11 protein-coding genes are annotated in these 13,788 nt (G+C 72.7%); all 11 read left to right on the forward strand.

The window, feature by feature from the left end:
* Positions 1-74: 74 nt before the first annotated feature.
* The 11 genes from AC3RJ9_RS03900 to AC3RJ9_RS03950 all read left to right on the forward strand — a co-directional run bounded on the left by AC3RJ9_RS03900 (position 75) and on the right by AC3RJ9_RS03950 (position 13,748).
* Positions 75-1,976, forward strand: a complete 1,902-nt coding sequence (locus tag AC3RJ9_RS03900; RefSeq protein ID WP_101967178.1) for an acetolactate synthase large subunit — start codon at positions 75-77, stop codon at positions 1,974-1,976.
* A 12-nt stretch (positions 1,977-1,988) separates the two neighbouring features.
* Positions 1,989-2,498, forward strand: coding sequence for an acetolactate synthase small subunit (ilvN, locus tag AC3RJ9_RS03905; RefSeq protein ID WP_002854209.1), 510 nt, complete (start codon positions 1,989-1,991; stop codon positions 2,496-2,498).
* A gap of 36 nt (positions 2,499-2,534) precedes the next feature.
* Complete coding sequence (ilvC, locus tag AC3RJ9_RS03910) at positions 2,535-3,566, forward strand: ketol-acid reductoisomerase (protein ID WP_100058408.1); 1,032 nt, start codon at positions 2,535-2,537, stop codon at positions 3,564-3,566.
* A gap of 149 nt (positions 3,567-3,715) precedes the next feature.
* A complete protein-coding gene (serA, locus tag AC3RJ9_RS03915; protein ID WP_044659180.1) occupies positions 3,716-5,311 on the forward strand; it encodes a phosphoglycerate dehydrogenase in 1,596 nt (531 codons plus the stop codon).
* A 134-nt stretch (positions 5,312-5,445) separates the two neighbouring features.
* On the forward strand, positions 5,446-6,222 hold the full coding sequence (locus AC3RJ9_RS03920; protein ID WP_036382103.1) for a DUF8692 domain-containing protein: 777 nt from the start codon (positions 5,446-5,448) through the stop codon (positions 6,220-6,222).
* The gene (gene metG / locus AC3RJ9_RS03925) at positions 6,215-7,840 is read left to right on the forward strand and encodes a methionine--tRNA ligase (protein WP_063190343.1); all 1,626 of its coding nucleotides are present in this window, start codon (positions 6,215-6,217) and stop codon (positions 7,838-7,840) included. Before AC3RJ9_RS03920 ends, metG begins: the two co-directional genes overlap by 8 nt.
* Before the next feature lie 71 nt (positions 7,841-7,911).
* Positions 7,912-8,988, forward strand: coding sequence for a 3-isopropylmalate dehydrogenase (locus AC3RJ9_RS03930; protein WP_063190344.1), 1,077 nt, complete (start codon positions 7,912-7,914; stop codon positions 8,986-8,988).
* 187 nt (positions 8,989-9,175) lie between these two features.
* A complete protein-coding gene (locus AC3RJ9_RS03935) occupies positions 9,176-10,225 on the forward strand; it encodes a branched-chain amino acid aminotransferase (protein ID WP_044659184.1) in 1,050 nt (349 codons plus the stop codon).
* Between the two features lie 25 nt (positions 10,226-10,250).
* Positions 10,251-12,512: a carbon starvation CstA family protein gene (locus AC3RJ9_RS03940; RefSeq protein WP_123244090.1), complete on the forward strand. Its 2,262-nt coding sequence runs from the start codon at positions 10,251-10,253 to the stop codon at positions 12,510-12,512.
* 1 nt (position 12,513) lies between these two features.
* A complete protein-coding gene (locus tag AC3RJ9_RS03945) occupies positions 12,514-12,759 on the forward strand; it encodes a YbdD/YjiX family protein (protein ID WP_101967181.1) in 246 nt (81 codons plus the stop codon).
* A 194-nt stretch (positions 12,760-12,953) separates the two neighbouring features.
* Positions 12,954-13,748 (forward strand): fumarylacetoacetate hydrolase family protein, encoded by a 795-nt coding sequence (locus AC3RJ9_RS03950; protein ID WP_123244089.1) that lies wholly within the window; start codon positions 12,954-12,956, stop codon positions 13,746-13,748.
* The last annotated feature ends 40 nt before the right edge of the window (positions 13,749-13,788 follow it).

Below are 13,788 nucleotides of genomic sequence, written 5' to 3' on the forward strand. Positions count from 1 at the left end.
CCGACGGATCCGAACGACGACCGTCCGACGCCCCCGCGACGGACACGCAGCGACGAACGCAGTGAGGTGACCCCATGAGCACGACCCCCCGCGACGCCCGCGCGGCGGTCCCGCAGGTCCCGACGCCGGCCTCCCGCCCGACGGAGACCGCCCGGGTCCAGGAGCGCCGTCCGGCCCCCCGGCCCGAGATCGTCGAGCCGCGGGTGCCCGGCGAGGGCTCCCGCGTCGAGCCGACCCGGATGACCGGCTCCGAGGGCATCATCCGCTCCCTGGAGGAGCTGGGGGTCACGGACGTGTTCGGGCTGCCCGGCGGCGCCATCCTGCCGACCTACGACCCGCTCATGGACTCCGATCGGATCCGCCACATCCTGGTGCGCCACGAGCAGGGTGCCGGTCACGCGGCGCAGGGCTACCACCTGGCCACCGGCAAGGTCGGCGTGGCCATCGCCACCTCCGGTCCCGGCGCCACCAACCTGGTGACCGCCATCGCGGACGCCCACATGGACTCCCAGGCGGTCGTGTTCATCACCGGCCAGGTCTCCTCCGCCGCGATCGGCACGGATGCCTTCCAGGAGGCGGACATCGTGGGCATCACGATGCCCATCACCAAGCACTCCCGGCTCGTGACCCGGCCCGAGGACGTCCCCCAGGCCCTCGCCGAGGCGTTCCACATCGCCGCCACGGGCCGGCCCGGGCCCGTGCTCGTGGACGTCACCAAGGACGCCCAGCAGGGCGAGTTCGAGTTCGCGTGGCCGCCCCGGATCGACCTGCCCGGCTACCGCCCCGTCCTGCGCGGCCACCCCCGGCAGATCCGCGAGGCCGCTCGGCTGATCCGCGAGGCCCGGCGCCCCGTGCTGTATGCGGGCGGCGGCGTGGCCCGCGGCGAGGCCCACGAGGAGCTGCGCGCCCTCGCCGAGCTCACGGGCGCCCCGGTGGTCACCACCCTCACCGCCCGCGGCGTCTTCCCCGACTCGCACCCCCAGCACCTGGGCATGCCGGGCATGCACGGCGGCGTCCCCGCCGTGGCCGCGCTCCAGCAGGCCGACCTGCTGATCACGCTCGGCGCCCGCTTCGACGACCGCGTGACCGGTCACCTGCCCTCGTTCGCCCCCGGCGCCCGCGTGATCCACGCGGACATCGACCCGGCCGAGATCTCCAAGAACCGCACCGCGGACGTGCCGATCGTCGGCCACGTCAAGGAGATCATCCCGGACCTGGTGGCCGAGCTCGCGACGGACCCCGAGGCGCTGCCCGACCTCGCCGACTGGTGGGCGGTGCTGCGGCGCCTGCAGGACACCTACCCGATGGGCTGGACCGAGACCGAGGACGGCCTCCTCGCGCCCCAGGAGGTGATCTCGCGTCTGTCGGCCCTGTCCGGTCCCGAGGCCACCTACGTGGCCGGCGTCGGCCAGCACCAGATGTGGGCCAGCCAGTTCGTCGCCTACGAGCGTCCGCGCCAGTGGCTCAACTCGGCCGGCCTCGGAACGATGGGCTTCGCCGTCCCCGCCGCGATGGGGGCGCAGGTGGGCGAACCCGACCGCGTGGTCTGGGCCATCGACGGCGACGGCTGCTTCCAGATGACCAACCAGGAGCTCGCCACGTGCGTGATCAACCGCATCCCCATCAAGATCGCGGTGATCAACAACTCCTCGCTGGGCATGGTGCGCCAGTGGCAGACCCTCTTCTACGACGGGCGCTACTCGAACACGGACCTCAACACGGGCCATGACACCGCCCGGGTGCCGGACTTCGTCAAGCTCGCCGACGCCTACGGCGCCGCGGGCCTGCGCTGCGACCGCCGGGAGGACCTGGACGACACCATCCGCCAGGCCCTCGCCATCGACGACCGCCCCGTGATCGTGGACTTCGTGGTCTCCCGTGACGCCATGGTCTGGCCGATGGTCCCCGCGGGGGTCAGCAACGACGCGATCCAGGTGGCCCGGGGCATGACGCCCGACTGGGACCAGGAAGACTGAGGAGGGCAACCGATGGAACGCCACACCCTGTCCGTGCTCGTCGAGGACGTGCCCGGCACCCTGACCCGCGTGGCCGGCCTCTTCGCCCGGCGCGCGTTCAACATCCACTCGCTGGCCGTGGGCGTCACGGAGGTCGAGGGCCTGTCCCGGATCACCGTGGTCGTCGACGCCGACACGGACCTGCTCGAGCAGGTCACCAAGCAGCTGAACAAGCTGATCAACGTGATCAAGGTCGTCGAGCTCACGCCCGACTCCTCCGTTCAGCGCGACCACCTGCTCGTCAAGGTGCGCGCCGATGCCGCCACCCGCGGTCAGGTCGTCCAGGCGGCCGACCTGTTCCGCGCCCACGTCGTCGACGTGGCCCCGGAGTCCCTGACCCTCGAGGCCACCGGCACCCGTGACAAGCTCGAGGCCTTCCTCGAGATGATGGAGCCCTACGGCGTGCGTGAGCTCGTCCGCTCGGGCACCCTCGCCCTCGCCCGGGGGCCGCGGTCCATGACCGACCGCGCCCTGGCCCGCTGACCCGTCCCGATCCACCCATCCCGTGAGGAGAACAGCATGACCGTGAAGAAGTTCTACGACGACGACGCCGACCTGTCGATCATCCAGGGCCGCACCGTGGCCGTCATCGGCTACGGCTCCCAGGGCCACGCCCACGCCCTGTCGCTGCGCGACTCCGGCGTGGACGTGCGCATCGGCCTCGCCGAGGGCTCCAGGTCCCGCGCCAAGGCCGAGGCCGAGGGCCTGCGCGTCGTCGACGTCGCCACCGCCGCCGCCGAGGCCGACCTGATCATGATCCTCACCCCGGACCAGGTCCAGGCCGACGTGTACGAGCAGCACATCGCCGGCAACCTGCAGGAGGGCGACGCCCTGTTCTTCGCGCACGGCTTCAACGTGCGCTTCGGCTACATCCAGGCCCCCGAGGGCGTCGACGTCGCCCTGGTCGCCCCCAAGGGCCCGGGCCACGTGGTGCGCCGCGAGTTCGAGGCCGGCCGCGGCGTGCCCGCGCTGATCGCCGTCGAGAAGGACGCCTCCGGCCAGGCCCACGCCCTCGCCCTGTCCTACGCCAAGGCCGTGGGCGGCACCCGCGCCGGTGTCATCGAGACGACCTTCACCGAGGAGACCGAGACCGACCTGTTCGGCGAGCAGGCCGTGCTCTGCGGCGGCGCCTCCCAGCTCGTGCAGTACGGCTTCGAGACCCTCACCGAGGCCGGCTACCAGCCCGAGATCGCCTACTTCGAGGTGCTGCACGAGCTGAAGCTCATCGTCGACCTCATGGTCGAGGGCGGCATCGCCAAGCAGCGCTGGTCCATCTCCGACACCGCGGAGTACGGCGACTACGTCTCCGGCCCCCGCGTCATCACCCCCGACGTGAAGGAGAACATGAAGGCGGTCCTCGCCGACATCCAGTCCGGCGCCTTCGCGCAGCGCTTCATGGACGACCAGAAGGCCGGTGCGCCCGAGTTCAAGGAGCTGCGCGCCCGGGGCGAGGCCCACCCGATCGAGAAGACCGGCCGCGAGCTGCGCCAGATGTTCTCCTGGCTCAAGGACGCGGACGACGACTACACCGAGGGCACTGCGGCCCGCTGAGCCGCCTGAGCCCCCGACGCCGGCCCCGGGCATCGCGCTTCGGGGCCGGCGTCGCATTCCGGCCACGGTCCGGTCACGCGTCTAGGCTCGGACCGGAGCGCGGGCCGGCCCGCCTTCCATCCCACCGCACCACACCTCCAGGAGCACCCGTGAGCGCAGCCCAGCCCGTCGTCCTGATCGCCGAGGAACTCTCGCCCGCCACCGTCGAGGCCCTCGGCCCCGACTTCGAGATCCGCCGCACGGACGGCGCCGACCGCGCCCGCCTCCTCGAGGACCTGCGCGACGTCGACGCGGTGCTGATCCGCTCGGCCACCCAGATGGACGCCGAGGCGATCGCCGCCGCGCCGCAGCTGAAGGTCATCGCGCGCGCCGGCGTCGGACTGGACAACGTGGACGTGCCCGCCGCCACCGAGGCCGGCGTCATGGTCGTCAACGCGCCGACGTCGAACATCATCTCCGCCGCCGAGCTCACCTGCGGCCACATCCTGGCCGCCGCCCGCAACATCGCGGCCGCCCACGGCTCGCTGAAGGCGGGGGAGTGGAAGCGTTCGAAGTACACGGGCGTCGAGCTGTACGGCAAGCGGCTGGGCGTGATCGGCCTGGGCCGCATCGGCGCGCTCGTGGCCGAGCGCATGAAGGCGTTCGGCATGGAGATCCTCGCCTACGACCCCTACGTGACCACCGCCCGCGCGCAGCAGCTCGGCGCGAGCCTCGTCGAGCTGGACGAGCTGCTCGAGCGCGCCGACGTGGTCACGATCCACATGCCCAAGACCCCCGAGACGGTCGGCATGATCGGCGATGAGCAGTTCGCCCGCATGAAGGACACCGCGATCATCGTGAACGTGGCCCGCGGCGGCCTCGTGGACGAGGACGCCCTCGCCCGCGCGCTCGAGGCCGGGACCATCGGGGGTGCCGGCATCGACGTCTTCAGCTCCGAGCCGGCCACGGACCTGGCGTTCTTCGCCCACGACTCCGCCGTCGTCACCCCCCACCTGGGCGCCTCGACCGCCGAGGCCCAGGAGAAGGCGGGCGTCGCCGTCGCCGGCTCCGTGCGCCTGGCCCTCTCCGGCGAGCTCGTGCCGGACGCCGTGAACGTGGCCGGCGGCGCGATCCACGAGGACGTGCGCCCCGGCCTGCCGCTGGCCGAGAAGCTGGGCCGCGTGCTCACCGCGCTGGTGGGCGAGCAGTCCATCACGGCCGTCGAGGTGGAGATCGCCGGTGAGATCGCCGAGCACGACGTCTCCGCGATGCGCCTGGCCGCCCTGAAGGGCGTGTTCACGGACATCGTCTCGGACCAGGTCTCCTACGTGAACGCCCCCGTGCTGGCCGAGCAGCGCGGCGTCGAGTGCCGCCTCACCACCACCGCGGTGTCCGAGTCCTACCGCAACACCGTCACGGTGCGCGCCGCGACCGCGCAGGGCGCCCAGACCGCCGTCACCGGCACACTCACCGGCCCGCGCCAGGTGCAGAAGCTCGTGGGCGTGGACCGGCACGAGCTCGAGGTGCCGCTGGCCGACCACCTGCTCGTGTTCGCCTATCAGGACCGCCCGGGTGTGATCGGCGTCCTGGGCCAGGCCCTCGGGGTGCAGGGCGTGAACATCGCCGGCATGGACGTCTCGCGCGACGACGAGGGCGCCGCCCTGGCCGTGCTGACCCTGGACGGGGCGCTGTCCGGAGACACCGCGGCCACGCTGGCCGCGGCCATCGGCGCCGCCCGTGCGGCCGAGGTGGACCTCTCCGTCTGACCCGTCGACGCCCGGGCGGGCAACGCGGGGCCGGCGCGCGTCGCCCTGTGTTGAGATGGTGTCCATGTCGCGTCCAGCCGAGCCCCGCCCCGACCGCGCGCGCCGCAGCGGCCCGCCCCGCCACGCCTCCGGGCGTGCAGGGCCGCTGGGCCCGGCGCGCGGCGGGCGGGCTGATCGGCGTCAGTGTCCTGCTCGCCGCCTGGTCGTTCGCCCTCCCCTTCGTGTTCGGGCTGGGCCCGCGGCAGGTGCCGTGGTGGCGCGAGGTCTTCGACGTGAACCACGAGGCCAACCTCACGGCGTGGTGGAGCTCGGGCCTGCTCCTGCTGGGGGCCGCGGGCTTCACCACGGTGGGTCTCGTGCGCCGCGCGCTGGGGGCGGATCGGCGGCGGAGCCTGCTCGCGTGGTTGACCCCCGCGGCCCTGCTGGCGGCCATGAGCTTGGACGAGTCGACGCAGATCCACGAGCAGGCCGGCCAGCTGTGGGAGGTTCTGCCGTTCGCGGGGGAGAACCCGCTGCCCGCGTTCCAGTGGCTGATCCTCGGCGCGCCGGCCGCGATCGTCGTCCTCGGGCTGCTCGCGCTGTGCACCGTCGCCCTGCCCCGCCGGACCCGAGCGCTGACGGTGGCGGGCGGCGCGGTGTTCTTCTTCGGCGCGATCGTCCTCGAGGCGGTGCCGCTCGTCTTCGGGATCGGGCGCAGCACCCTGGCCTACCACGTGGCGACCCACGCGGAGGAGCTGACCGAGATGATCGGGGCGTCCGTGCTCGTGGTGGCCCCGTGGGCCCACCTCCACCTGCGGCCTGCGCCGGGCCATCTGCAGGTGACCGCCGACGGCGTCCCGGACGCCGGCGCGGACGACGTCGTCCTCGGCGCGGGCCCCGGCCCCGCGGCTAGACTCGACGACTGTGACTGACGCCCGCGCCCCGTACTACCTGACCACGGCCATCTCCTACCCGAACGGCGAGCCGCACATCGGCCACGCCTACGAGTACATCGCCTCGGACGCGATGGCCCGCTTCCAGCGGCTCGACGGGCGGGATGTGCGCTTCCTGACCGGCACGGACGAGCACGGCCAGAAGATGGAGCAGACGGCGCAGCAGCAGGGCGTGAGCGCCCTCGAGCTGGCCACGCGCAACGCCGCCGTCTTCAAGGAGATGGACGACGACGTCCTGGACATCTCCTACGACCGCTTCATCCGCACCACGGACACGGACCACGCCGAGGCCGTCCGCGAGATCTGGCGGCGGATGGAGGCCAACGGGGACATCTACCTCGGCTCCTACGCCGGCTGGTACTCCGTGCGGGACGAACGCTACTTCGGCGAGGACGAGACCGAGGTGGGTCAGGACGGGGTGCGCCGCGCCGTCGAGACCGGCACCGAGGTGACGTGGACGGAGGAGGAGTCCTATTTCTTCCGCCTGTCCAAGTACCAGCAGCCGCTGCTGGACCACTACCGCGAGCACCCGGACTTCGCCGCCCCCCGGTACCGCTTCAACGAGGTCATCCGCTTCGTGGAGGCCGGGCTCGAGGACCTGTCCATCTCCCGGACCTCCTTCCAGTGGGGCATCGACCTGCCGGCGCCCGCGGACCCCGACGCCGCCGACGCCGACCGGCGCGCCGACCACGTCACCTACGTCTGGGTCGACGCGTTGACGAACTACCTCACCGGCGCGGGCTGGCCGGCGGAGGACCCGGAGGCGTTCGCGCGCTACTGGCCGGCGGACCTGCACGTGATCGGCAAGGACATCTCCCGGTTCCACTGCATCTTCTGGCCCGCGTTCCTCATGTCGGCCGGCCTCGAGCTGCCGCGCCGCGTCATGATCCATGGCTTCCTGAACAACAACGGGGCCAAGATGTCCAAGTCCCTGGGCAACGTGGTGCACCCGCGGGAATGGGTGGCCCGGTACGGCCTGGACGCCATTCGCTTCTTCCTGCTGCGCGAGTTCCCGTTCGGCGCGGACGGCTCCTACAGCCACGAGGCCGTGGTGAGCCGCAAGAACGCGGACCTGGCCAACAACCTCGGCAACCTCGCCCAGCGCTCGCTGTCCATGGTGGCCAAGAACTGCGGCGCCGCCGTGCCCGAGCCGGGCGAGTTCACCGAGGCGGACCGCGCCGTCCTGGCCCAGGTCGACGCCCTGCTGGAGCGCTCCCGGTCCGCGTACGCGGTGCAGGACTTCCACGACGCGCTCGAGGAGACCTGGCGCGTGCTCGGTGAGATCAACGCCTACTTCGCGGACCAGGCCCCGTGGGTGCTGCGCAAGACGGACGAGCCGCGCATGCGCACGGTGCTGTACGTGACGTTGCAGGCCGTGCGCCGGGTGGCCCTGCTCGCGCAGCCGGTGATGCCCGGCTCGGCCTCGCGGCTGCTGGACCTGCTCGGCGTCCCCGCCGAGGGCGACGCCGGCCGCACCGGCGCGTCCGGCACCGGCCCGCGGTCCTTCGCCGCGTTCCACGAGGACCTGGTCCCCGGCACCCCGCTGCCCGCCCCGCAGCCGGTCTTCCCGCGGCACGAGGAGCCCGCCGAGGACTGAGTCCGTCCGGAGGGTGAGACCGGGTGTCACACGATGTGGTCCTCACGCGTGCCGCGCGTAGCCTGAGGGCCATGACCGAGACCACACGCAGCTCCGCAGACCCCTTGGACATCGCCGTCATCGGCGGCGACGGCATCGGCCCCGAGGTCACCGACCAGGCCGCCGCCGTCCTGCAGGCGGCGCTGCGTGCCGAGGGGCGTCCGGAGGCCCGGCTCACCCCGTATCCGCTGGGTGCGGAGCACTGGCTCGAGACCGGCGAGGCGCTCACGGACGAGGTCCTCGAGTCCCTTCGCCGCCACGACGCGATCCTGTTCGGGGCCGTCGGCGCCGCGCCCGGGGACGAGCGCATCCCGTCCGGGCTGATCGAGCGCGGCATGCTGCTCAAGCTGCGCTTCGCGCTGGACCACGGCGTGAACCTGCGCCCGGCCACCCTGCTGCCCGGCGCCGTCAGCCCCCTGGCCGCGCCCGGCGAGATCGACTTCACCGTGGTGCGCGAGGGCACGGAGGGGCCGTACGTGGGCAACGGCGGTGCGATCCGCGTGGACACCCCGCACGAGATCGCCACGGAGGTCTCCGTGAACACGGCGTTCGGCGTGCGCCGCGTCGTCGAGGACGCCTTCCGTCGCGCCGACGCGGGCGAGCGCAAGCGCCTCACGCTCGTGCACAAGCACAACGTCCTGGTCCACGCCGGCCACCTGTGGCGCCGCACCGTGGAGTCCGTGGGGGCCGACTTCCCCGCGGTCACCTGGGACTACATGCACGTCGACGCCGCCATGATCTTCCTGGCGACGGACCCGGCCCGCTTCGACGTGATCGTGACGGACAACCTGTTCGGGGACATCATCACGGACCTCGCCGCGGCCGTGACCGGCGGCATCGGGCTCGCCGCCTCCGGCAACATCAACGTCGAGGGCACGGCGCCGTCGATGTTCGAGCCGGTCCACGGCTCCGCTCCGGACATCGCGGGCCAGGGGATCGCCGACCCCGTGGCCGCCATCCTCTCCGCCGCCCTGCTGCTCGAGCACGTGGGCGAGACCGGCGCCGCGGCGCGCGTGCGCACCGCGGTGTGGGCGCACCTGAAGGACCGGGTGGACGGCGCGCGGGGCACCACCGCCGAGGTGGGCGCCGACGTCGCCGCGCGGGTCTGACGCGCGGGCCCGGCGCGTCGACGCCGGGTCTAGGATGGGGCGACGGCCTGTGGCGTGTGCCACGCCCGGCGCCGTGGCCCCCGCGCGTCGTGCCCGGCACCGGAGCCGTCCCCATCCGTCACCCGTCACGAGGAGTGATCCCACCGTGTCCGAGACCGTGTTCACGCGGCAACCACATCTGTCCCCGATGTCCGATCAGCAGCGCGTCGAGATCCTCCAGGACCCCGGTTTCGGCAACGTCTTCACGGACCACATGGTCTCGATCGACTGGACCTGGGACGAGGACGGCGGCGCGTGGCATGACGCCCGCGTGGAGCCCTACGGCCCGCTGTCCCTGGACCCCGCGGCCGCCGTGCTGCACTACGGCCAGGAGATCTTCGAGGGCCTGAAGGCCTACCGGCACGAGGACGGGTCGGTGTGGACGTTCCGCCCCGAGGCCAACGCGGCCCGCCTGAACCGCTCCGCCCGCCGCCTGGCCCTGCCGGAGCTGCCCGAGGAGCTGTTCCTCGGCTCGCTGCGGGCCCAGCTCGAGGCGGACCGGGCCTGGGTGCCCACCGGCCCGGGCCAGTCCCTCTACCTGCGCCCCTTCATGTTCGCCTCCGAGGCGTTCCTCGGCGTCCGCCCGGCCCGGCAGGTGCGGTACATGGTGATCGCCTCGCCGGCCGGCAACTACTTCGGCGGCGAGCTCAAGCCGGTGACCATCTGGGTCTCGCGTGACTACGCCCGCGCCGGCAAGGGCGGCACGGGCGCGGCCAAGACCGGCGGCAACTACGCCGCCTCGCTGCTGCCCCAGCTGCAGGCCGCGGCGAAGGGCGCCGACCAGGTCGTGTTCCTCGACCAGTACCACGACGACGCGATCGAGGAGCTCGGCGGCATGAACGTGTTCTTCGTGCACGCCGACGGCCGCCTCGTCACCCCGGCGCTCACCGGCACGATCCTCGAGGGCGTCACCCGCTCCTCGATCCTCCAGCTCGGCCGGGACATGGGCCTGACCGTCGAGGAGCGTCGCGTCACCCTCGCCGAGTGGGCCGAGGGCGTCCGCTCGGGCGAGATCACCGAGGTCTTCGCGTGCGGCACCGCCGCCGTCGTGACCCCGATCGGCCGTCTGCTCGACGGCGACGACGTGATCGAGTCCGCCGGCGGGGCCGACGTGGCCCTGAAGATCCGCACCGAGCTCGAGGGCATCCAGACCGGGCGCGTCGAGGACCGCCACGGCTGGCTGCACCGCCTCGTCTGACCCCACCCCACGAACGGAGACCCCCGTGAGCTCGCACCGCTCCTCCGCGGCCGCCGAGGGCGCCCCACTCCCGGCCACGACGCCGGAAGACCTCCCGCCCACCGAGGCCGCCGGCCGGCCCCGCTGGACGCCCGCGAAGATCGCCGTCTGGGTGGCCGTCGCCCTGCTCGGCGGCGTCGCCTGGACCATGCTCGCCCTGCACCGCGGCGAGACGATCAACGCGATCTGGTTCGTGTTCGCCGCCGTGGCGACGTTCGCGATCGGCTACCGCTTCTACTCGAAGTACGTCGAGCGCATGATCGTCCACCCGGACGACACCCGCGCCACCCCGGCCGAGTACCGGGCCGACGGCCGGGACTACGTGGCCACCGACCGCCGCGTGCTCTACGGCCACCACTTCGCGGCCATCGCCGGCGCCGGTCCGCTCGTGGGCCCCGTGCTCGCCGCGCAGATGGGCTACCTGCCCGGCACCATCTGGATCATCGTCGGCGTGATCCTGGCCGGCGCGGTCCAGGACTACCTCGTCCTGTTCTTCTCGATGCGCCGCGGCGGCCGCTCGCTCGGCCAGATGGCCCGGGACGAGCTGGGCCGCGTCGGGGGCACCGCCGCGATCGTCGCGACCCTGCTGATCATGGTGATCATCACGGCCATCCTGGCCCTCGTGGTGGTCAACGCCCTGGGTGAGTCCCCGTGGGGCGTGTTCTCCGTGGCCATGACCATCCCGATCGCGCTCTTCATGGGCGTGTACCTGCGCTGGATCCGCCCGGGCCGCATCACCGAGATCTCCGTGATCGGGTTCGTCCTGCTCCTGGCGGCCATCATCGGCGGCGGCTGGGTGGCCGGGACCGAGTGGGGCGCGGCCCTGTTCACCCTGGACCGCACCACCATCGCCTGGGCCGTGATCATCTACGGGTTCGTCGCGGCCGTGCTGCCCGTGTGGCTGCTGCTCGCTCCGCGCGACTACCTGTCCACCTTCATGAAGATCGGCGTGATCGCCGGTCTCGCGCTGGCCATCGTCGTCGTGCAGCCGCGCATCGGCACCCCCGCGTTCTCCGAGTTCGCCTCGGGCCAGACCGGCCCGGTGTGGCCCGGTTCGCTGTTCCCGTTCCTGTTCGTCACCATCGCGTGCGGTGCGCTCTCCGGCTTCCACGCGCTGATCGCCTCGGGCACGACGCCCAAGATGGTGGAGAAGGAGCGGCAGACCCGCTTCATCGGCTACGGCGGCATGCTCATGGAGGCCTTCGTGGCGGTCATGGCGCTCGTGGCGGCCGTGTCCATCGACCGCGGCATCTACTTCGCCATGAACGCCCCCGCCGCGCTCACCGGCGGCACCCCCGAGACGGCGGCCGCTTGGGTGATGAGCCTGGGCCTGGCCGGCGTGGACGTCACGCCCGAGCAGCTCACCGCGCTGGCGAACCTCGTGGGCGAGGACACGGTCGTCTCCCGCACGGGTGGCGCCCCGACGCTCGCCGTCGGGCTCTCGATCATCATGGGCCAGCTGATCGGCGGCGAGGCCCTCATGGGCTTCTGGTACCACTTCGCCATCATGTTCGAGGCGCTGTTCATCCTCACCGCCGTGGACGCCGGCACCCGCGTGGCCCGCTTCATGCTCCAGGATTCCCTGGGCAACGTGGTCCCGCGCTTCAAGGACACCGGCTGGCGCGTGGGCGCCTGGGTGTGCACCGGCATCATGGTGGCCGCGTGGGGCGCCGTGCTGATCATGGGCGTGACCGACCCGCTGGGCGGCATCAACACGCTGTTCCCGCTGTTCGGCATCGCCAACCAGCTGCTGGCGGCCATCGCGCTCGCGGTGGTCCTGGCGATCGTGGCCGGCCGCCGGCACTTCCGGGGCCTGTGGATCGTGGCGCTGCCGCTGGGCTTCATCACCGTGGTCACCACGGTGGCGAGCTTCCAGAAGATCTTCTCGTCGGTCCCGGCGGTGGGCTACTGGGCGCAGCACAACGCGTTCAAGGACGCGCTGGCCTCGGGCGCCACGAGCTTCGGCGCCGCGAAGTCCGTGCCGGCGATGGAGGCCGTGGTCCGCAACACCTTCATCCAGGGCACGCTGTCCATCGTGTTCCTCGTGCTGGCGCTCGTGGTCATCACGACGTCGGTGCTCGCCACGGTGCGCGCCTTCCGCGGCACCGAGGTCATCGATCACCAGGACCCGTACGTGCCCTCGCAGCGCTTCGCCCCGGCCGGGCTGTTCGCCACGGCCGAGGAGAAGGAGCTGCAGCGGCAGTGGGACGCCCTGCCGGCGGACCGGCAGCCGGTGCGGGGTCACTGACGTGGCCGATCCGCGCGCGACGCCGGCCGGGCCCTCCACCGCGGAGGGCCCGGCCGGCCCGTCTCGGCCCGGGGTGTGGGCCCGGGTGCGCTGGTGGGTCCGCCAGCTCTCCGGAGAGGGGAAGTACGACGCGTACGTGGCCCACCACCGGGCCCACCATCCGGAGCGCGCGCCGATGACCGAGCGGGAGTTCTGGCGGGCCGAGTACGCCCGCCAGGAGGAGAATCCGGGCAGCCGCTGCTGCTGAGCGGCCTGGACCCGCCCCGCTCCGCACCGCGCTGCACCGCGCTGAGCCAGACGAATCCGCCCGCGAGCCAGACGAATCGGTCGCCCCGGGCCGTCGGGCGCGGCCGAATCGTCTGGCTCGCGGCGTCAGCGGGGTCGGCATCGGGTGGGGTGTCCGGCGACGGCGCCCGCCGCTCACCCACTAGGCTGGCGGCCATGCGCATCGCCCGTTTCGTGGACCAGGCCGAACCGACCTACGGCATCGTGGAGGGCCCGGCGGACGCCGACCTCTCCGAGCTGAGCATCACCGCCCTGCAGGGGGACCCGTTCTTCCATGGGATCCAGCCGACCGGCACGACCCACCGCCTCGAGGACGTGCGGCTGGTCGCGCCGATCATCCCGCGCTCCAAGATCGTGGGCGTGGGCCGCAACTGGGCGGACCACGCCAAGGAGCTCGGCAACGAGGTGCCCACGTCCCCGCAGTTCTTCCTCAAGCCGAACACCTCCGTGGTGGGTCCGAACGAGCCGGTCACCCTGCCCAGCTGGTCGGAGGAGGTCTCCTACGAGGCCGAGCTCGCCGTCGTGATCGGCACCATCTGCAAGGACGTGCCGGTGAGCCGCGTGGACGACGTCGTGTTCGGCTACACCGTGGGCAACGACCTCACCGCCCGCGACGCCCAGCGCACCGACCTGCAGTGGGCCCGCGCCAAGGGCTTCGACGGCGCCTGCCCGCTGGGCCCGTGGATCGAGACCGAGCTGGACGTGGAGCCGGCCGGCGGCCTGCGCATCACGTCTCGGCTCGACGGCGAGACCCGCCAGGACGGCACGACGGCGGACATGGTCTTCGGCGTCCGCGAGCTCGTGGCCGCGGCCTCGGAGATGTTCACCCTCCTTCCCGGCGACGTGATCCTGACCGGCACCCCGGGCGGGGTCGGGACGGTCCAGGAGGGCCAGCGCGTCGAGGCCGAGGTCGAGGGCATCGGCGTCCTCGCCACCGTCTTCCGCCGCTGACGCGGGCGCCCGACGACGGCGCCCGGGCCCCGCGTAGACT

Source organism: Micrococcus sp. 63XJN7_6_ISO-PGPR-S23-444 (genome assembly GCF_058072765.1).

What these genes read in the sequence shown, in the direction of transcription:
- ilvC (WP_100058408.1), top strand. Translation starts at nt 2,535, where the DNA reads ATGACCGTGAAGAAGTTCTACGACGACGACGCCGACCTGTCGATCATC.
- AC3RJ9_RS03930 (WP_063190344.1), top strand. Translation starts at nt 7,912, where the DNA reads ATGACCGAGACCACACGCAGCTCCGCAGACCCCTTGGACATCGCCGTC.
- AC3RJ9_RS03900 (WP_101967178.1), top strand. Translation starts at nt 75, where the DNA reads ATGAGCACGACCCCCCGCGACGCCCGCGCGGCGGTCCCGCAGGTCCCG.
- AC3RJ9_RS03935 (WP_044659184.1), top strand. Translation starts at nt 9,176, where the DNA reads ATGTCCGATCAGCAGCGCGTCGAGATCCTCCAGGACCCCGGTTTCGGC.
- AC3RJ9_RS03950 (WP_123244089.1), top strand. Translation starts at nt 12,954, where the DNA reads ATGCGCATCGCCCGTTTCGTGGACCAGGCCGAACCGACCTACGGCATC.
- ilvN (WP_002854209.1), top strand. Translation starts at nt 1,989, where the DNA reads ATGGAACGCCACACCCTGTCCGTGCTCGTCGAGGACGTGCCCGGCACC.